This window comes from Cupriavidus sp. H39 (genome assembly GCF_050271075.1).
In the GTDB taxonomy this organism is placed as follows: Bacteria; Pseudomonadota; Gammaproteobacteria; order Burkholderiales; family Burkholderiaceae; genus Cupriavidus; species Cupriavidus necator_B.
Window position 1 is genome coordinate 1,928,868 of sequence record NZ_CP189848.1, and the last position, 17,555, is coordinate 1,946,422.

Annotated in this window: 15 protein-coding genes; 6 read left to right on the top strand and 9 right to left on the bottom strand. The window is 69.6% G+C overall.

Annotated features, from left to right (window positions below; all coding sequences use genetic code 11):
- Nucleotides 1–4: 4 nt before the first annotated feature.
- From ACOCMH_RS24370 to ACOCMH_RS24395, 6 genes are read right to left on the bottom strand one after another with little or no spacing between them, the layout of a single operon-like run.
- Nucleotides 5–1,075 (bottom strand): ABC transporter ATP-binding protein, encoded by a 1,071-nt coding sequence (locus ACOCMH_RS24370; RefSeq protein ID WP_427309446.1) that lies wholly within the window; start codon nucleotides 1,073–1,075, stop codon nucleotides 5–7.
- Nucleotides 1,072–2,082 carry an ABC transporter ATP-binding protein gene (locus ACOCMH_RS24375; RefSeq protein WP_427309447.1) on the bottom strand — a complete coding sequence of 337 codons (1,011 nt, stop codon included), beginning with the start codon at nucleotides 2,080–2,082 and terminating at the stop codon, nucleotides 1,072–1,074. Before ACOCMH_RS24375 ends, ACOCMH_RS24370 begins: the two co-directional genes overlap by 4 nt.
- A complete protein-coding gene (locus tag ACOCMH_RS24380) occupies nucleotides 2,079–3,026 on the bottom strand; it encodes an ABC transporter permease (protein ID WP_427309448.1) in 948 nt (315 codons plus the stop codon). Before ACOCMH_RS24380 ends, ACOCMH_RS24375 begins: the two co-directional genes overlap by 4 nt.
- Nucleotides 3,023–4,030, bottom strand: coding sequence for an ABC transporter permease (locus tag ACOCMH_RS24385; protein ID WP_427309449.1), 1,008 nt, complete (start codon nucleotides 4,028–4,030; stop codon nucleotides 3,023–3,025). The genes ACOCMH_RS24380 and ACOCMH_RS24385 overlap by 4 nt, the downstream gene beginning before the upstream one ends.
- On the bottom strand, nucleotides 4,027–5,466 hold the full coding sequence (locus ACOCMH_RS24390) for an FAD-dependent oxidoreductase (RefSeq protein ID WP_427309450.1): 1,440 nt from the start codon (nucleotides 5,464–5,466) through the stop codon (nucleotides 4,027–4,029). Before ACOCMH_RS24390 ends, ACOCMH_RS24385 begins: the two co-directional genes overlap by 4 nt.
- Nucleotides 5,459–6,478, bottom strand: coding sequence for a LysR family transcriptional regulator (locus tag ACOCMH_RS24395; RefSeq protein ID WP_427309452.1), 1,020 nt, complete (start codon nucleotides 6,476–6,478; stop codon nucleotides 5,459–5,461). The genes ACOCMH_RS24390 and ACOCMH_RS24395 overlap by 8 nt, the downstream gene beginning before the upstream one ends.
- Nucleotides 6,479–6,725: 247 nt before the next feature.
- Here ACOCMH_RS24395 and ACOCMH_RS24400 point away from each other — a divergent pair, with 247 nt between their 5' ends.
- Nucleotides 6,726–8,180, top strand: a complete 1,455-nt coding sequence (locus tag ACOCMH_RS24400; RefSeq protein WP_427309454.1) for a glycine betaine ABC transporter substrate-binding protein — start codon at nucleotides 6,726–6,728, stop codon at nucleotides 8,178–8,180.
- On the opposite strand, the gene ACOCMH_RS24405 is transcribed toward ACOCMH_RS24400, so the two are convergent.
- Nucleotides 8,177–9,595 carry a PLP-dependent aminotransferase family protein gene (locus ACOCMH_RS24405; RefSeq protein WP_427309456.1) on the bottom strand — a complete coding sequence of 473 codons (1,419 nt, stop codon included), beginning with the start codon at nucleotides 9,593–9,595 and terminating at the stop codon, nucleotides 8,177–8,179. The two genes, ACOCMH_RS24400 and ACOCMH_RS24405, sit on opposite strands and share 4 nt — an antisense overlap.
- Nucleotides 9,596–9,755: 160 nt before the next feature.
- Between ACOCMH_RS24405 and ACOCMH_RS24410 the strand changes: the two genes are divergently transcribed.
- The 3 genes from ACOCMH_RS24410 to ACOCMH_RS24420 are packed head-to-tail and all read left to right on the top strand — an operon-like array spanning nucleotide 9,756 to nucleotide 13,148.
- Nucleotides 9,756–9,950: a DUF2970 domain-containing protein gene (locus ACOCMH_RS24410; protein WP_427309457.1), complete on the top strand. Its 195-nt coding sequence runs from the start codon at nucleotides 9,756–9,758 to the stop codon at nucleotides 9,948–9,950.
- 13 nt (nucleotides 9,951–9,963) lie between these two features.
- Entirely contained in the window at nucleotides 9,964–11,301 is a 1,338-nt protein-coding gene (locus tag ACOCMH_RS24415) for a c-type cytochrome (RefSeq protein WP_427309459.1), read from the top strand.
- Nucleotides 11,298–13,148, top strand: a complete 1,851-nt coding sequence (locus ACOCMH_RS24420) for an NAD(P)-binding protein (RefSeq protein ID WP_427309461.1) — start codon at nucleotides 11,298–11,300, stop codon at nucleotides 13,146–13,148. The genes ACOCMH_RS24415 and ACOCMH_RS24420 overlap by 4 nt, the downstream gene beginning before the upstream one ends.
- Before the next feature lie 7 nt (nucleotides 13,149–13,155).
- Here the strand turns inward: ACOCMH_RS24420 and ACOCMH_RS24425 are convergent, their stop codons facing one another.
- Together ACOCMH_RS24425 and ACOCMH_RS24430 are read right to left on the bottom strand one after the other, a co-directional pair.
- The gene (locus ACOCMH_RS24425; RefSeq protein ID WP_427309463.1) at nucleotides 13,156–14,151 is read right to left on the bottom strand and encodes an acyltransferase; all 996 of its coding nucleotides are present in this window, start codon (nucleotides 14,149–14,151) and stop codon (nucleotides 13,156–13,158) included.
- A gap of 111 nt (nucleotides 14,152–14,262) precedes the next feature.
- Nucleotides 14,263–15,219, bottom strand: a complete 957-nt coding sequence (locus ACOCMH_RS24430; protein WP_427313349.1) for a SphA family protein — start codon at nucleotides 15,217–15,219, stop codon at nucleotides 14,263–14,265.
- Between the two features lie 366 nt (nucleotides 15,220–15,585).
- Between ACOCMH_RS24430 and ACOCMH_RS24435 the strand changes: the two genes are divergently transcribed.
- Together ACOCMH_RS24435 and ACOCMH_RS24440 are read left to right on the top strand one after the other, a co-directional pair.
- Nucleotides 15,586–16,287, top strand: coding sequence for a hypothetical protein (locus ACOCMH_RS24435; protein WP_427309465.1), 702 nt, complete (start codon nucleotides 15,586–15,588; stop codon nucleotides 16,285–16,287).
- A gap of 102 nt (nucleotides 16,288–16,389) precedes the next feature.
- Entirely contained in the window at nucleotides 16,390–17,553 is a 1,164-nt protein-coding gene (locus tag ACOCMH_RS24440) for a BamA/TamA family outer membrane protein (protein ID WP_427309467.1), read from the top strand.
- The last annotated feature ends 2 nt before the right edge of the window (nucleotides 17,554–17,555 follow it).

The following is a 17,555-nucleotide window of genomic DNA, read 5'->3' on the forward strand; positions in this document are numbered from 1 at the left end:
GGCGTCAGCCATCGTTGAGATGGCAGGCGCTCAAATGGGTGACGGCGATGCCGCGCAGCCTGGGCACCTCTACCGCGCAGCGCGGCATCGCGTGCGGGCAGCGCGGGTGGAAATGGCAGCCGGCCGGCGGCGCCAGCGGGCTGGGGATCTCGCCGCGGATTGCGGTGAAGGTCTTGTGGCGCGCGTCCAGGCGCGGGATTTCAGCGAGCAGCGCCTGCGTGTACGGGTGGTTGGGGCGGCGGAAGATCTCGGTGGTCGGCGCGCTCTCCACCACGCGGCCCAGGTACATGATCATCACGCGGTCGGAGATATGTTCGACCACGCCAAGGTCGTGGCTGATGAACAGGTAGCTCAGGCCCAGCTGCTCGCGCAGGTCCATGAACAGGTTCAGCACCTGCGCCTGGATCGACACGTCCAGCGCGGCCACCGCCTCGTCGCATACCAGCAGTTCCGGCTGCACCGCCAGCGCGCGGGCGATGCCGATGCGCTGGCGCTGGCCGCCGCTGAACTGGTGGGGGTAGCGCTGGCGCAGCCTCGGATCCAGCCCGGCACGCTGCAGCTGCGCGCTGACGTAGTCGTCGAAGCCGGCCGCATCCACCAGCCCTTGCAGGCGCGCGCCCTCGCCGACGATGCGGTCCACGCGCAGGCGCGGGTTCAGGCTGGCGTAGGGATCCTGGAACACCATCTGGATCTTCAGCCGCAGCGCCTGCCGCGCGGCGCGGTCCAGGCTGGCGGGACAGCGGCCGTCGATGCGGATCTCGCCGGCGGACGGGTCGAGCAGGCCTGCGATCATGCGCCCCAGGGTGGACTTGCCACAGCCGGATTCGCCCACCAGCCCGAGCACTTCGCCGTGCTTCAGTTCCAGGTCCACGCCATCCACGGCGTGGGTGATGCGCGCGGGTTCGGACCAGCCCAGGCGTTCCAGCGCCTGGCCGATGCGCCCCGGCTTGAGCTCGCCGAAGCGCTTGGCCAGCGCGCGCGCTGACACCAGCGGCAGCCTGCCGCTTGCCGCCGCCGGCACGGCTTGCGCGTGGCCCGCCTGGGCGGGATGCAGTTCGGGTTCGCTGACGGTCATGCCGGCTCCATGCTGGCGGCCAGCTGGCCGGGGTGGAAGCAGCGCACCTGGCGCAGCGGCGCGGGGGTGCTGATGGCGGGCGCTTCGGCACACGCGGCGCTGGCGCGCGGGCAGCGCGCGGCAAACGCGCATCCGGGCGGCAGCGCGGCCAGGTCGGGCGTCATCCCGGGAATCTGCCGCAGCCGCTGGCCGCGCTGGTTCAGGCTCGGCAGGCTGGCGATCAGGCCGGCGGTGTAAGGGTGGAGCGGGTGGTCCAGCACGTCGTCCACGGGGCCTTGCTCGACGATGCGGCCGGCGTACATGACCGCCACGTCATCGGCGAGGCCCGCCACCACGGACAGGTCGTGCGTGATCCAGATCAGCGCAGTGCCGTGCTGGCGCGCCAGCGCCTGCACTTCCGCGAGGATCTGCGCCTGGATGGTGACATCCAGCGCCGTGGTGGGCTCGTCGGCAATGATCAGGTCGGGCCGGTGCAGCATGGCGATGGCGATGGCCACGCGCTGGCGCATGCCGCCGGAGAGCTGGTGCGGGTAGGCCAGCAGCCGCTCGTCCGGGCTCGGGATGCCCATCATGCCCAGCGTGTCGCGGGCCAGCTCGCGCGCCTGCCGGTGGCTGGCCTTGCCGTGCGCGCGCACCGCCTCGATCATCTGCGCGTCGATCCGCATCACCGGGTTCAGCGTCATCATCGGATCCTGGAAGATCATGGCGATGCGGTTGCCCTGCAGCTGGCGCAACTCGGCCGGGCGCATGCGGGTCAGCTCACGGCCCTGGAACAGGATCTCGCCGCCGGCGATGCGCCCCGGCGCATCCACCAGCCCCATGATCGAGAAGCCGGTGACCGACTTGCCCGAACCGGACTCGCCCACCAGCCCCAGGATGCGGCCGCGGGCCACGGTGAACGAGACATCGTCCACCGCCCGCAGCGCGCCGTTGCGCGCGTCAAAGTGGGTGCGCAGGTGGCGCACTTCCAGCGTGGGGATAGCCGATGGCGTGGCGGGCGCGCTCATTTCTGCAGCCTCGGGTTGAGGACGTCGCGCAGGCGGTCGCCCACCAGGTTGATGGCCACCACGGTCAGCAGCAGCGCGATGCCCGGGAAGAAGCTGATCCAGTACTCGTCGGACAGCATGAACTGATAGCCATTGGCGATCAGCAGGCCGAGCGAGGGCTCGGTCACCGGCACGCCCAGGCCGAGAAAGGACAGCGTGGCCTCCAGCGTGATCGCGCGCGCCACCTGCAGCGAGCCGATCACGATCAGCGGCGGCATGCAGTTGGGTAGGATGTGCCCGACCACGATGCGCCAGTGCGCGATACCCTGGCCGCGCGCGGCTTCCACGTATTCGCGGCGGCTTTCCACCAGCGCCTGGGCGCGCGCCGTGCGGGCGTAGTAGGCCCACTCCAGGATCACCAGCGTCAGCACCACGTTGCCCACGCCCTTGCCCAGGAAGGCCAGGATCATCATCGCCACCAGGATGGACGGGAACGAGAGGAGCAGGTCCACGGTGCGCATGATCAGGCTGTCCACGCGCCCGCCGGCATAGGCCGCGAGCAGCCCCAGCAGGGTGCCGAGCACGCCGGCCAGCGCTGCCGAGCCCACCCCCACCACCAGGCTGATGCGCAGGCCGTAGAGGATGCCTGACAGGATGTCGCGGCCTTGCCCGTCGGTGCCGAGCCAGTAGCTGTAGGTACCGGCACCGGTGGCGGTGCCGGGCGCCAGGCGCGCGTCCATCACGTCCAGTTGCAGCAGATCGTAGGGGTTCTGCGGCGTGATCCACGGCGCCAGCAGCGCGGCGAGCACCAGCAGCACGAGCACCGCCAGCCCGAACACGGCGGTGCGCGAGGCGAGGAAATTGGCCGCCACGCGGCGCCATGGCGATTCGCGCCGCAACGCTGGCGCCGCGGACGGGACAAACTCCGCGGCCGGGATGGCAGTTGGCTTGTCGCTGGCGTTCATGCCGCGCCCTCCAGCCGCACGCGCGGATCGAGCAGTTTGTAGAGCACGTCGACGATCAGGTTAAGCGTGACGAACAGGCACACCACGACCACCAGGTAGGAGACGATCACCGGCCGGTCCAGCGCGTTGATGCTGTCCAGGATCAGCTTGCCCGCGCCGGGCCAGGCGAAGATGTTCTCGGTCACCACCGCGAAGGCGATGGTGGAGCCGAACTCCAGGCCCAGCACCGTCACCAGCGGGATCATGGTGTTGCGCAGCACGTGGCCAAGCACCACGCGCAGCGGCGACAGGCCCTTGGCGCGCGCGAACCTGACCCAGTCCTGCGGCAGCACCTCGCGCACGCCGGCACGCGTCAGGCGCAGCACCAGCGAGACCTTGAATAAGGACAGGTTGATGGCTGGCAGGATCATGTGGCGCAGTCCGTCGGCGGTCAGCCAGGACCAGGGCACGCCCAGCCATTCCGCGGTGGCGCCGCGCCCGCCCGAGGGCAGCCAGCCCAGCCGCACGCTGAAGGCCATGATCAGCATCAGGCCGACCCAGAACGTAGGCAGCGAGAAACCCACAATGCTGCCGGTCATCAGCACGCGCGACAGCGGATGCTCGGGATACAGCCCCGCGAACAGCCCGAGCGGCACGCCCACCAGCACGGCCAGCAGCAGTGCCGCCACCGCCAGCTCCAGCGTGGCCGGCAGCCGCTGCAGGATTAGCTGGATCGCCGGCACGTTGTAGACGAAGCTGTTGCCCAGGTTGCCGTGCAGCGCGCCGTTGAGAAAGCCCAGGTACTGGCGCCACAACGGCTGGTCCAGCCCCAGCGCGGCGATGATGCGGGCGCGGTCGACCTGGTCAACGTCCTGGCCGATCAGGATGTCGACCGGATTGCCGATGGCGTGCAGCCCGGCGAAGACGATGATCGTCATCACCAGCACCACAACCGCCGCCTGCAGCAGGCGGCGCAGCAGCCAGCGCCAGGGCCAGCGGGTGAGGGCGCCCCGCAGGGTTCTCATGGCGCCGGCGTCCATTCGTCGCCGAACACTTCGGGCTCGGCATAGGCTTCCAGGTTGGCGAAGTGAATTTCCACGTCTTCCTGGTACAGCAGGCCGGCAATGCCCTGGCCCAGCCGGCGCGCGCCGTCGCTGATGGCCGGGATGTCGCCCGACACCGTGCCGTGCGACAGCGCGGCCGGATAGCAGAAGCAGTGGATGCGCGACAGCCCGGGGCAGGCGCCGGGCGTCTTCTCGATGAATTCGAACGCGGGGCCCAGGTCCGGCGAGTCGGCCAGCTCCTGGTCTTCCTGGCCGGGGCGGGGCGTGTAGCGGTCGCGCCAGTAGCGGACCTGCGCGGCGAAGGCGGCGAACTCGGGCCTGGTTTCCAGTGCGATGCGGAAACCGGTGGAGAACACCAGGAAGTCCAGCTCGAACACGCCTTTGGGCGTCAGCACGCGCAGGCCGTCGCCATGCGGCTCGATCGCTTCGATCGGACAGCCCAGGTGGAAGCGCGCATTGGCATGGCGCGAGACCCGTAGGGTGCTGCCGCGCGGGGGCGGCACCTGCTCCGCGTTGATGTAATGGCGGATGCGCCATTTCCATTCATCGGACAGCATGGGATGGCCGTGGACCAGACCGGGACTGCCCGCGCCCTTGCCCTTGTTGACGCGCGGGATGTCGGCGCGGCGGATCAGCATTTCCACGCTGGCGGCGCCGGCTTCCAGCGCGGTTGCCGCGCTGTCCATGGCCGACGCGCCCGCACCGACCACGCCCACGCGCTTGCCGCGCAGCGCGGCGTAATCCATCTCGTCGGACGAATGCGCCCACAGGTGGCGCGGCAAGTGGTCCACGATTGGCGGCACGTAGGCACCGCCCAGGCCATCGCGGCCGGTGGCCAGCACCACGCGGCGGGCCAGCACCGTCCGCGGGCCGTCCGGAGTCTGCATTGAAAGCGCTACCAGCCCGTCCGGGCGCGGCACGATGGCATCGACCTGGTGGTTGTTGCGGATATCCAGCGCCAGCACCTGGCGGTACCAGCGCAGGTAGTCCATCCATTGCAGCCGGGGGATCTTGTCCAGCGCCTCCCAGGCGGCTTCGCCGAATTGCGCTTCGAACCAGGCGCGGAAGGTCAGCGCCGGCAGGCCCAGCGCGGGGCCGGTCAGTTGCTTGGGCGAACGCAGGGTTTCCATGCGCGCGGTGGTGGCCCAGGGCCCTTCAAGGCCCGCCGGTGCACGGTCGAAGGCCCGCACGCGGATGCCGAGATGCGTCAGCGTGGCGCAAGCAGCCAGTCCGGCCATGCCGCCGCCGATGACGGCCACGTCGAGGACTTCCTGGCCGTCCTGGATGCGCGGCACGGTCCAGGCCCTGGCGGGCAGTTCCAGCCAGGACAGGTCCTGGCGCAAACGCGCTTCGAGCGCGGCCAGGCCCGCGGGGGTGGGAGAGAAGAGGTCAGTCATGGCTTGGGAGTCCGGCGTCTTGTGTGAGCTTGTCAGTGTCGTCGCCGGCATCGCCGGCATCCCCATAGAGCGATTGCAGCAGCGCGCCATGTTCGGCGGGCTCGCGCCGGACCAGGTCGGGCAGCAGCGCCGCGGCGGCATCGGCCACGGCCTGCACCAGCCCCAGCACCGCTGTGCTGGCCGGCCGCGCCTGCGGCGTGATCACGCCGAAGTAGAAGGGAATATCGGCATCGATGGGCCGCACGGCGATATCGGTCAGCGGCAGCCCGCGTGCGGTCACGGGTTCCAGCACGGCGATGCCCAGCCCGGCGCGCACCAGGGTGAGCGCGCTGATCGAGGTGTTGGTGTCGATCACGCCCGCCTCCGGCACGCCGGCGCTGGCGAGTGCCCGATCGACACGGCGCCGCAGCCGATACGGGTTCTGCATGGTGACGATGCGGCGCCCGCGGCAGTCCTGCAGCGCGATGGCCGGCCGTGCCGCCAGCGGATCGTCCGCACGCAGCGCCGCCACGCAGGCGGACTGGCCGATCCAGTGCACGGTCACGCCGCGGTGTTCCAGCGGCAGGCTGTTCAGGCCGATATCGGCAGCGCCGGTCAGCACCGCGTGCACCACCTGTTCCGGGGAGACGCTTTGCACGGCTACGCGCTCGGGCGCACACAGCCCGCGCTCGAAGGCCAGTGCCAGTGCCGGCGGCAGCAGGCCGGCCGCCAGCGCCGGGGTTGCCGCAATGCGCAAGGGGCGGCCATCGCCGCGTGCCAGCGCCGCGGCGCGTGTGCGGATCTGCTGCATCCCGGCCAGGGTCTGCTCCACTTCGTCGTAGAGCAGGAAGCCTTGCTCGGTCGGGCTGACGCGCGGGCCGCTGCGGGTAAAGAGGGCAAAGCCCAGCTCGGCCTCCAGTTCCTGGATCAGCCGCGTAATGGCCGGCTGCGAGCGGCCGAGCAGCCGCCCCGCAGCGGTGACGCTGCCGGTGGTGACCACCGCGGCGAAGGCTTCCAGTTGCCGGATTTCCATGGGGGCGGGCGCTGGGGGGCGTTGTATGTGTAATCTGGATTCTGAGGCTTCAAGCATGCAGATAGCAAATACTATTTCTGGATAAGGACATGCGACAGCTATGATGTAGCGATGCCGGGCGCACACCGGCCCATCCATCGGGACAGACGCTTTGGCTTGGATCCGTGGCAGTCGTCTGAAAGGAAGTGCAGGGCGCGCGCTATGGCACGCATGGGCCTGGGTGCTGGCCGCGGCACTCGCGGGCGTCATGCCGGCGCGCGCGGCCGACCCGCTGCGCGTCGGCTCCAAGCGCTTCACCGAGTCATACATCCTTGGCGAACTGCTGACCCAGGCCGCGGGACCGCCCGGCACGGCGCAGCACCAGCCAGGCCTGGGCAATACCGCCATCGTTTTCGAGGCGCTGAAGGCCGGCAGCATCGACCTCTATCCGGACTACACCGGCACGCTGGCCGCGGAGATCCTGAAGCTGCCGCCCGGCGCCGGGCTCGATGCCATCCGGCGCGCGCTGGCGCCGCTGGGCCTGGGCGCCGCGATTCCGCTTGGTTTCGAGAACACCTATGCGCTGGCCGTCTCCGATGCCCGCGCCGGCAACCTGCGCCGGCTGGGCGACCTGGCGGCACAGCCGCAATTCAGGCTTGGCCTGTCCCATGAGTTCCTCGGGCGCGCCGACGGCTGGCCGGGGCTGGCCAGCCGCTACGGGCTGCCGCAACGCCCGGTCGGCCTGGACCACGGCGTCGCCTATGAGGCCTTGGCCGCAGGGCAGGTCGATGCCATCGATATCTATTCGACCGACGCCAAGATCCGCAAGTACAAGCTGCGCGTGCTGGAGGACGACCGGCACTACTTCCCGCGCTACGACGCGGTAGTGGTCTACCGCCTCGACGTACCCCAGCGCTTCCCGCAGGCCTGGCAGGCATTGGAGCGGCTGGCCGGCCGCGTCCATGCCGACGACATGATTGCCATGAATGCTGCGGCGGAGATCGATGGCCAGGCATTCGACGCGATCGCGCGCGCGTTCCTGGCCGGCACTGCAGGGCAATCGGCAACGCATGACGGTGCCGAACCGCGCGGCCGGCTGTTGGCCGCGCTGTTCGGGCCCGACACCGCGCGCCTGGCGCGGCGCCATGTCGCGCTGGTCGCGGGCGCGGTGGGTGCCGCGACGCTGGTGGGCGTGCCGCTGGGGATGCTGGCGGCGCGGCGGCGCCGCACCGGCCACGCTGTGCTAGGTGTGGTCAGCGTGCTGCAGACGGTGCCGTCGCTGGCCTTGCTGGCGATGCTGATCCCGCTGCTGGGCCGCATCGGCGTCTGGCCGGCGATGGTGGCGCTGTTTCTGTATGCGCTGCTGCCAATCGTGCGCAATACCGCCGCCGGCCTGGAGCAGGTGCCGCAGGGCATGCGCGATGCGGCGCGGGCGCTCGGGCTGCGGAGCGGCCAGGTATTGCGCTATGTGGAGCTGCCGCTGGCCTTGCCGGTGCTGCTGGCCGGCGTCAAGACCGCGGCCATCATCAGCGTGGGCACGGCAACCATCGCCGCGTTCGTCGGCGCGGGCGGCTTTGGCGAGCGCATTGCCACCGGGCTGGCGCTGAACGACACCGCGCTGCTGCTTGCCGGCGCGATTCCGGCAGCGGTGCTGGCCCTGGCGGTGCAGGGCGGGTTCGAGGCGCTGGAGTGGGCGCTGCGCCGCCATCGCGGCGCGCGCTAGCCGGCGTGCTGCTGCGCGATGAGCCGCCCGAGGGTGGCCACGGCGGCCTCGGCCTCGTCGTTCCACAGGTGGCCGTAGTTGAGCCGGATGCAGTTGCGGTAGCCTTGCCGCGCCGAGAAGATCGGTCCCGGCGCGATGCCGATGCCGGCTTCCAGCGCGGCATGGTGCAGCGCCAGCGCGTCGAAGCCGGCCGCAAACTCCACCCACAGGAAATACCCGCCCTCCGGCCGCGACACGCGCACCTCTTCGGGAAAGTGCTGGCCGATCGCGTCGATCATGCGGCCCTGCTGCATCTCCAGCACGTGGCGCAGCTTGCGCAAGTGCTTGTCGTAGCCGCCATGCTGCAGGTACTCGGCCAGCGCCACCTGCGTCGGCACGCCGGCCGACAGCGTGGTCATCAGCTTGAGCCGCTGGATGGCCTCGCCAAAGCGGCCCGGCGCCACCCAGCCGATGCGGAAGCCCGGCGCCAGGGTCTTGGAGAACGAGCTGCAATGCATCACCAGCCCCTGCGTATCGAAGGCCTTGGCCGGCAGCGGGCAGCGGTTGCCGAAGTAGAGCTCGCCGTAGACGTCGTCCTCGATCAGCGGTACCTGGTGGCGCGCGAGCAGGGCCACCAGCGCCTTCTTCTTGTCTTCCGACATGCTGGCGCCGAGCGGATTCTGGAACTGCGTCATGAACCAGCACGCCTTGACCGGATGGCGCGACAGCGCCGTGTCGAGCGCGCCCAGGTCGATGCCTTCGGCGGGGTCGACCGGGATTTCCACGGCCTTGAGCCGCAGCCGCTCCAGCGCCTGCAGCGAGGCATAGAAACCGGGCGATTCGATCGCGACTACGTCGCCCGGCTGCGTTACTGCCATCAGGCACAGGTTCAGCGCCTCGAGCGCGCCGTTGGTGACGACCAGGTCTTCCGCCGGCTGCGGCGCGCCCGCGCCCAGGTAGCGCAGCGCGATCTGGCGGCGCAGCGCGGCATTGCCGGGCGGCAGGTCGTTGACCGAGTACCAGGGGTCGAGCGCGCGGCCGGCACGCGCCAGCGACTTGCCCAGCCGCTCCCACGGGAACAGCTCCGGCGACGGGAAGGCCGAGCCGAACTGCACCAGCTCGCGGTCGCGCGCGCCTTCCAGCACGGCGAACACCAGCTTGGAGATGTCGACCTGCGTCGACACCTGCCGCGACGGGCGCGCCTGCGGCTGCGGCAGCTCGCGCCGCGCCGGCCCCGCCACATAGTAGCCGGAGCGCTCGCGCGCCCGCACCAGCCCGCGTTCTTCCAGCCGGTAATAGGCCTGGAACGCGGTCGACGGGCTCACCCCGTACTGCGCCACGGTCTTGCGGATCGAGGGCAGGCGCGTGCCCGGGGGCAGGCTGCCGTTGCGGATATCGGCGGCCAGGGTTTCGGCGAGGGCTTCGTACCGTTTCATGGTTGGGGCCGTGGGATGGTCGGGCAGCGGGGGTGCAAGGATTATCGCCCGGCCCGTCCAACTGATACGTAATTTTTCCAGTTATCTGATGCTGGTATGGCCGGCAAGGACGGCCCATAATCGGCATTTCGTCCACGCAGGCGTTGTGCAAGGAGATGCCATGAACCCGTTGAGGCTGTTGCGGACCGTGCTGTGGGGCTTCTTTGGCCTGCGCCAGGGCCGGGAGCACCAGCGCGACCTGGACAACCTGCGCCCGGTGCCGCTGATTCTCACCGGCGTGGCCGTCGCCGCCGGGCTGGTGGTGTGCCTGGTGCTGGCGGCCAACTGGGCCGTATCGGCGGCCCAGGCGGCCTGACCAGACTGCCTCCATGCGCTGCGATTCCAACCGGCCGGGCAAGGCTGTTTCCCGCGCCTTGCGCAAGCTGGCCGGGCTGGCGCTGGCCATGCTGCTGCCAGCGGGCCTGGCGCTGGCCGCCAGCGACACCCAGCAGGTCGAGCGCGGCCGCTACCTGGCGCGCATCGCCAACTGCGCCGCCTGCCATACCAGCGCAGGCGGCAAGCCGTTTGCCGGCGGGCTGCCGATCCGCACCGCGGTCGGCACGCTGTATTCGACCAATATCACGCCCGATGCCGGCAGCGGCATCGGCGCCTACACCCTGGCCGAGTTCGACCGCGCCGTGCGCCACGGCGTGGCGCGCGACGGCAAGCGGCTGTATCCGGCGATGCCATACCCGTCGTATGCGCGCCTGCGCAGCGACGACGTGGCGGCCCTCTATGCCTACCTGCGCGCCGAGGTGGCGCCGGTCGCGCAGCGCAATCCCGCGCCGCAGATGCGCTGGCCGTTCGGCATGCGCGGCCTGCTGGCGGTGTGGAATGTGCTGTTTCTCGATGACGACCCGGTTCGTACCGACCCGGCGCGCGACGCCGCCTGGCATCGCGGCGCGTACCTGGTGCAGGCGGTGGCGCATTGCGGTGCCTGCCATACGCCGCGCGGCACGCTGTTCGCCGAGAAGGGGCTGGACGAGCGCAGCCGGCACTTCCTGTCCGGCGCCAGCGTGGAAGGCTGGTCCGCCACCAACCTGACCGGCGACCAGCTCACGGGCCTGGGCGCCTGGTCGCGCGCGGAGATCGCCGAGTTCCTGCGCACCGGGCGCAATGCCCACGCGACCTCGTTCGGCCCGATGTCCACGGTGGTCTCCACCAGCACCCAGTTCATGAGCCCGGCCGACCTCGACGCGGTGGCCGCCTACCTCAAGTCCCTGCCAGGCGCGCGCGGCGAAAACCAGCCGTTCCGGCACGATCCCGCCACCGCGCAGCAGCTTCGGCAGGGCCGCTTCGACCTGCCCGGAGCGCGCCAGTACGCGGTGTTCTGCATGCCGTGCCATGGGGCCGATGGCAAGGGCTTCGCCCGGGTATTTCCGCCGCTGGCCGGCAACCCGACCGTGGCCGATCCGGATCCGGCCTCGCTGGTCAACCTGCTGCTCGACGGCGCCGTGACCGCGCGGGTGGGCACCGCGCCGTCGGACTACCACATGCCCGGCTATGGCTGGACGCTGGACGACCAGGAGCTGGCCAACGTGCTCAGCTTCATCCGCCGCAGCTGGGGCAATCGCGCCGCGCCGGTGCCGGAGTCCGAGGTCGCCGCGCGGCGCAAGGCCCTTGCCGCGCAGCGCCAGGCCGACGCCGAAACCATGAGCCGCCGATGACGATCACCCGCAGAGACTTCCTCAATGGCACCGCGCTGACCATTGCCGCGGGACTGGCGCCGGCGCAGCTGCTGCACGCGCAGACCCGCTCCGGCGCACCGTCTCCCGCGTATCCGCCCGCGCTGACCGGCCTGCGCGGCAACCATCCGGGCACCTACACGCTGGCCCACAGCCTGGCGCGCGAGGGCGCGAAGTATCCCGCGGTGCTGGCGCGCGAAGCCTATGACCTGGTGGTGGTCGGCGGCGGCCTCAGCGGCCTGGCGGCGGCGTGGTTCTACCGCCGCCGCTTCGGTGCCAACCGCCGCATCCTGATCCTGGACAACCACGACGATTTCGGCGGGCACGCCAAGCGCAACGAGTTCACGGTGCGCGGCAAGCGGCTGGTGACCTATGGCGGCAGCGCCGAGATGCCGGCAGGCGCCGCCAGCGACGCCGCGGTGCGCGAACTGCTGGCCGGGCTCGGGCTCGATCCCGCGCAGCCGCCCGCCGCCGCGGCCGCCGACCCCTATGCCGCGCTCGGCATGGGCCGGGCCGTGTTCTTCGATGCCGAGCACTTCGGGCGCGACCAATGGGTCGCGGGCGACCCGTTTGGCGAAGGGATCGACGCGCGCAGCGGCGCGCGCGCGGGCGCTCCGGATGCGGCGGCCTTGTCGCGCTTTCTGGACAGCGCGCCGTTGCCCGAGGCGGACCGCGCCGCGCTGGCGCGGCTGGCTGCCGGTACCACGGATTACCTGCCGGCGCTGTCCGGCGCGGCGCGCACGGCAGCGCTGCGCGCGATGCGCTACGCCACCTTCCTGCGCGACCGGGCCGGCATCGGCCTGGCCGGGCAACGCTTCCTGCGCAGCCGCAGCCATGACGCCTATGCGCTGGATGCCGACGGCATCTCGGTGGCCGACGCCATCGCCATCGGCCTGCCTGCCGGCGCCAACATGCCGGCGCCGGCAGGCAATGCGCGGCTGGGCAAGTCGCCGGCTTCACGGCTGTGGTTTGCCGATGGCAATGCCTCGCTGGCGCGGCTGCTGGTGCAGAGCCTGATCCCGGGCGTGGCGCCGGTCACCCGCGCGGCGGACGTCGTGTCGGCCGCGTTCGACTACAGCCGCCTGGACCGCGACGGGCAGCCGGTGCGGCTGCGGCTGAACAGCACCGCCATCGCGGTCGAGCCCGACGGCCCGATCACGCGCGTGACCTATGGGTTCAGCGGCGACCTGCATCGGGTCGAGGCGCACCACGTGGTGCTGGCCGGCTACAACATGATGATCCCTTACCTGTTGCCGTCGCTGCCGGCGCAACAGAAAGCGATCCTGCACAACGGGGCCAAGGCGCCGCTGGTCTACACCAAGGTGGCGCTGGACCACTGGCAGGCGTTTGCGGCGCTGCGCACGCGCCGCATCCATGCGCCGGCCATGGCCTACACCGATCTGTGGCTGGAGCCGCCCGCCGGCAGGGAGCCCTCCGACCCCGCCGTGCTGCACATGCTCTATGTGCCGACGGTGCCCGACAGCGGCATGCCCGCGCGCGACCGCTTCCGCGCCGGCCGTGCCTTGCTGCTGGGCACGCCGTTCGACGCGATGGAGCGCGACATCCGCACGCAGCTCGACCGCATGCTGGGGCACCAGGGCTTTGCCGCGAAGGACGTGATCCGCGGCATCACCGTCAACCGCTGGGCCCACGGCTACAGCTACATGCCGGACAGCCTGGCCGGCGAAAACGTGGCGCCCGACGCGGCGTGGCCGGGGCTGGCCGGTGCCGGCAACATCAGCATCGCCAACAGTGACAATGCCGGCAGCCCTTCGCTGACGGCGGCGGTGGGGCAGGGCAAGCGCGCCATCGAGCGGCTCCCCGGCTAGCGGTGGCTCAGCCCTGGCGCGGCGGCATCAGCGCATCGATCTCCGCGTCCTTGGCCTCCCACTGGCGTGCCAGCCAGTGGTGGAATTCGGTGCGGAAGGCCTTGTCGCTGCCGTAGTCGGCCTGGCAGAAAGAAGGTGGCACCGGCAGCTGGCGCATGCGCACCAGCACCGGGCCCGCGCGCCCGCAGGCCAGGTCCCAGAAGCCCGGTGCACCGTCCGGGTAGGCGATGGTGACATCGATCAGCGAGCGGAACTTGTCGCCCATCGCGTTCAGCGCCACCGCCAGCCCGCCGGCCTTGGGCTTGAGCAGGTGGCGGTACGGCGAAGCCTGCGCGGCGCGCTTGGCCTCGGTGAAGCGCGTGCCTTCGGCAAATACCATCACGCTGGTTGGCACCAGCGAGAACTTCGCGCAGGCGCGCCGGGCGGTTTCCTGGTCCTGGCGCCGCGCCGCCGGATTGCGTCGCAGCTCGGCCTTGCCATGGCGCTTCATGAACGGGAAGTCCAGTGCCCACCAGGCCAGGCCGATCACCGGCACATAGATCAGCTGTTGCTTGAGGAAAAACTTCAGCAGCGGGATGCGCCGGTTCAACGCATGCTGCAGTACGAAGATGTCGGCCCACGACTGGTGGTTGCAGTTGACCAGGTACCAATCCGCATAGCGCAGCCCGTCGTTGCCGCGGATGTCCCACGGTTCGCGCTGGATCCACGAGAACCAGCCGGTGTTGCAGGAAATCCAGGCGGTGGCGATGCCGTTGAGCAGTGGGTCGATACGCCGCCTGGCCGCGGCAAATGGCAGCGCCAGTTTCAGCAGCGCCAGCGGAAACAGCAGCGCGCACCAGAACAGCGTGCTGGCGATCAGCAGGGTCCAGCTGAGGATGCCGGTGACAAAGGCGAAGCGGCCGCGCGGCACCAGCGCCCGGCGGCGCGGCGGCACGGAGGGCTCGGCGGGCGCAGGCGGGCGGGTGTCGCCGGTAACGGGGGAAGAGGAAGGCAAAATCGTCATGGTGGCCAGTGTGCAGGCAGGAAATGGATTTGGGCTTGCGCTTGATCAACGCGGACGCAGCGGCTTGATCGCTCGGCCAGCGGCAGTCCTTTGGCGGACTCCGGCATGCGTTCAGAAGACCAGCGTCGCCGTGCCCATGAATGTGTTGGTGCTCTTCAGCCGGTTCTTGCTCGCCACCGATGGCACCCAGCGCAGGCCCAGCGACAGCAGGCTCTTGGCGCCCACCTTGGTGTCGTAGGTGACGATCGGGCCCACGGCCCAGTCGTGCCCGCGGAAGCCGTTCAGGCGGTCCGCCAACGGGCCGCTGTCGTCGCCCAGCTGCTGCGTCGTGCCGGCGATCAGGCCCAGGCCGGCCCCGTTCGAAAAGCGCTTCAGCAGCATGGTGTCGAGCGTGAACAGCGGCGCGTTCTGGTAATCGGTGGCGTGGTTGCGGGTGTAGAACTGGATGCCCGCCACCGCGTCGAACTCGAGCCCGTGCTCCGGGAATAACTTGGTGTAGGCCACCTGCGGGATGAAGGTCCAGTTGTTCAGGCTGGGGTTGGCCAGGGCGTTGGGGTCGTACTTGCCGGTCGGCGCCCACACGTTCAGGCTCAGTGCCACGTGTTCGGTCTTGGAAAAATGGTAGCCGGCGATGATGGGCGCAAAGGTGATGTCGAACAGGTTGGACGCGGTGTCCTGCGTGCTGCTGCCGCGGCCGCCAAGCGCAAGGTTGGCCGTGACCTTGGTCCACACATAGGGCAGCGTAAAGCTGGAGGCAAAGTTCCAGGCGCCGGTATCGGTGTCCCACACTTTCATCACGGTCGCCAGCGTGAAGGCGACCTTGCCGTCCACCCCGGCGGAGGCCTTGCCCGCGATCGGCACGGTGCGGCTGCCGCCGATCGAGCCGTCAAGGTAGATCTCGCCGACATTGACGATCAGCGCCGGCTCCGGCGACACGATCCCCGCATTGGGAACCACGCTGGTGCCGGTCACGGGGCGTCCGAGCGCGCCTTCGGTCGCGTGGGCGCCGGCGCAGGCAAGGATCAGGTTTGCGGACATGGCAAGCCGGAGGGCGAAGGTTTTTGGCATAGGCATGAACACGGAATGCAGCCCGGGCCGGGTACGGTGCCCGCGGCTGCCGCAATGAGATGTCGCGGTAAAGGAGCGCCCCGACCGCCTGGTTTCCCGACATTGCATACTAGCAGCAAACCCCCTCGTTCCTGGAGCACGCGAACTCTCGAAAATTTTTCATTACGGCATCGCAAACATTTACTTCACAAGGGAAACGCCGCTCTGCCATGATGCAAACGCCATATTCGAATGGCGATGATAATGAATTTATCCGGGGCGCATCAGGCAATGATTTTGTTCATGCGGATATCGGGGCTTGCGGCGGGCTGTGCGGCGGCGATGTTGCCGGTCCTGGCACTGGCGGCGGGTCCGTCGACCGACGACATGAATGCCTCGAACAATCCGCTGACCCCGACCATTACCCTTAATTTGCAGGACCAGTACGTGGGGCGCTATGACGGGCTCGGCGACGAGGACGGCAACAGCGTGCTGCTGCGCGGCACCGTGCCGCACAAGCTGTTCGGGCTGCCGCAGATCCTGCGCTTCACGCTGCCCGTCGTCACCACGCCCAATGTCGCGCCCGATGGCAGCAAGACCGGGCTGGGCGACCTCAACCTGTTCAACCTTGTCCTGGTGAAGGGCCTGGGCATGGAATGGGGCATCGGACCGCAACTGACCATTCCTACCGCGTCGCGCGACCAGACCGGTACCGGCAAGTGGCAGGCCGGCCTGGCGGGCGTGGCCATCGCACCGCAGAAGTGGGGGCTGCTCGGCGGGCTGGTGACCTGGCAGCACTCCTTTGCCGGCGAGGGTGACCGGCCCACGCAGGATAACCTGAGCGCCCAGCCTTTTGTCATCTATAACCTGCCGCAAGGCTGGTACCTGCGCAGCAGCGCGACCTGGAACTTCGACCTCAAGCGCGGCAACTATTACATCCCGATCGGAATTGGCGCGGGCAAGATCTGGAAAGTCGGCAAGGAAACCTACAACCTGTTTGCAGAACCGCAATGGACGGTCAGCCATGACGGCAATGGTGTGCCGAAATTCCAGGTGTTCATGGGCTTGAATATCCAGTTCCCGTTGTGATCGTCGCCGCGGTCTGCGCGCTTGCCGATCCCCGATCCACTGCCGGCTGACGGCACCGCATGAAGAGACCAGGAATCGAACTGAAGCCCTGAGCCTGCGCCGATGATTCGTCCCGACACCACCAGGCGCCTTGCCGCGCTGATTGGCACACTGGCTGCCTTCTGGTGCAGCGCCGCATGCGGCCAGGCCGAGGCAACTGCCGGCAAGCAGCCGCTGTCGTTCTTCGACCCGGAAGACGGCGCGCTGGACATGAGCGACTTCCTGCTTAACCACAAGGGCGCGCTGCCGGTGCCCACCATCATCACCGAACCGGCGGTCGGCTACGGCGCGGGGCTAGGGCTGATGTTCGTCTCGCAATCGATGGCCGATGCCGCCGCCAGTGCCAAGGCCAGCGGCAAGGGGCCGGCGCCGCCCAACATCACCGGCGTCGGCGGCGCCTATACCGAGAACGGCACCTGGGGCGCCGGCGTCGCGCATTTCCACACCTGGGACGGCGACCGCTACCGGTATCTCGGCGCCCTGGCCAAGGTCGATGCCAACCTCGACTATTACGGCTTGCGCAACCAGGCGCGTGCCTATGCGCTGCGCGGGGTGTTCCTGGTGCAGCAACTGCTGGTGCGCATCGCCGATAGCCGCTGGTACGTGGGGCCGCGCTATGTGTACTTCGATTCGACCGCGACCTTCAAGTTTGGCGATGCCGGCGAGCTCGGCAGCTTCGACCGGACCCAGCGCATCGGCAAGGCCGGACTGGTGATCGACTACGACTCGCGCGACAACATTTTCTATCCCAGCCGCGGCAGCTATGCCGAACTGGAGGCGCAGTTCGCGCGCGGCGGATTTGGCAGTACCCAGTCGTTCAACATGTACAACGCGCGCGGCTTTACCTGGCTGCCGCTGGCGCGCACCGTCATCCTGGGCCTGCGCGCCGATACGCGCTTTTCCAGCGGCGACGTGCCGTTCTATGCGCAGCCGTACGTCGACCTGCGCGGCGTGCAGAAAGGGCGCTACCAGGACCGCAATGCGCTCGCGGCGGAAATGGAATGGCGCTGGGACGTGACCCCGCGCTGGTCGCTGCTCGGCTTCACCGGCGTCGGCAAGGCCTATGGGCGCTGGCATGATTTTGCCGACGCCGCCACGATCTACAGCGTCGGCGCGGGCTTTCGCTACATGATCGCGCGCAAGCTGGGGCTGTCGATCGGGCTGGATGTGGCCCACAGCAAGGGCCAGAACGCGTTCTATATCCAGGTAGGGAGCGCCTGGCACTGAAG

Coding starts and splice junctions, on each gene's coding strand:
- ACOCMH_RS24370 (WP_427309446.1), bottom strand. CDS start 1,075: ATGACCGTCAGCGAACCCGAACTGCATCCCGCCCAGGCGGGCCACGCG.
- ACOCMH_RS24375 (WP_427309447.1), bottom strand. CDS start 2,082: ATGAGCGCGCCCGCCACGCCATCGGCTATCCCCACGCTGGAAGTGCGC.
- ACOCMH_RS24380 (WP_427309448.1), bottom strand. CDS start 3,026: ATGAACGCCAGCGACAAGCCAACTGCCATCCCGGCCGCGGAGTTTGTC.
- ACOCMH_RS24385 (WP_427309449.1), bottom strand. CDS start 4,030: ATGAGAACCCTGCGGGGCGCCCTCACCCGCTGGCCCTGGCGCTGGCTG.
- ACOCMH_RS24390 (WP_427309450.1), bottom strand. CDS start 5,466: ATGACTGACCTCTTCTCTCCCACCCCCGCGGGCCTGGCCGCGCTCGAA.
- ACOCMH_RS24395 (WP_427309452.1), bottom strand. CDS start 6,478: ATGGAAATCCGGCAACTGGAAGCCTTCGCCGCGGTGGTCACCACCGGC.
- ACOCMH_RS24400 (WP_427309454.1), top strand. CDS start 6,726: ATGCCGGCGCGCGCGGCCGACCCGCTGCGCGTCGGCTCCAAGCGCTTC.
- ACOCMH_RS24405 (WP_427309456.1), bottom strand. CDS start 9,595: ATGAAACGGTACGAAGCCCTCGCCGAAACCCTGGCCGCCGATATCCGC.
- ACOCMH_RS24410 (WP_427309457.1), top strand. CDS start 9,756: ATGAACCCGTTGAGGCTGTTGCGGACCGTGCTGTGGGGCTTCTTTGGC.
- ACOCMH_RS24415 (WP_427309459.1), top strand. CDS start 9,964: ATGCGCTGCGATTCCAACCGGCCGGGCAAGGCTGTTTCCCGCGCCTTG.
- ACOCMH_RS24420 (WP_427309461.1), top strand. CDS start 11,298: ATGACGATCACCCGCAGAGACTTCCTCAATGGCACCGCGCTGACCATT.
- ACOCMH_RS24425 (WP_427309463.1), bottom strand. CDS start 14,151: ATGACGATTTTGCCTTCCTCTTCCCCCGTTACCGGCGACACCCGCCCG.
- ACOCMH_RS24430 (WP_427313349.1), bottom strand. CDS start 15,219: ATGCCAAAAACCTTCGCCCTCCGGCTTGCCATGTCCGCAAACCTGATC.
- ACOCMH_RS24435 (WP_427309465.1), top strand. CDS start 15,586: ATGAATGCCTCGAACAATCCGCTGACCCCGACCATTACCCTTAATTTG.
- ACOCMH_RS24440 (WP_427309467.1), top strand. CDS start 16,390: ATGATTCGTCCCGACACCACCAGGCGCCTTGCCGCGCTGATTGGCACA.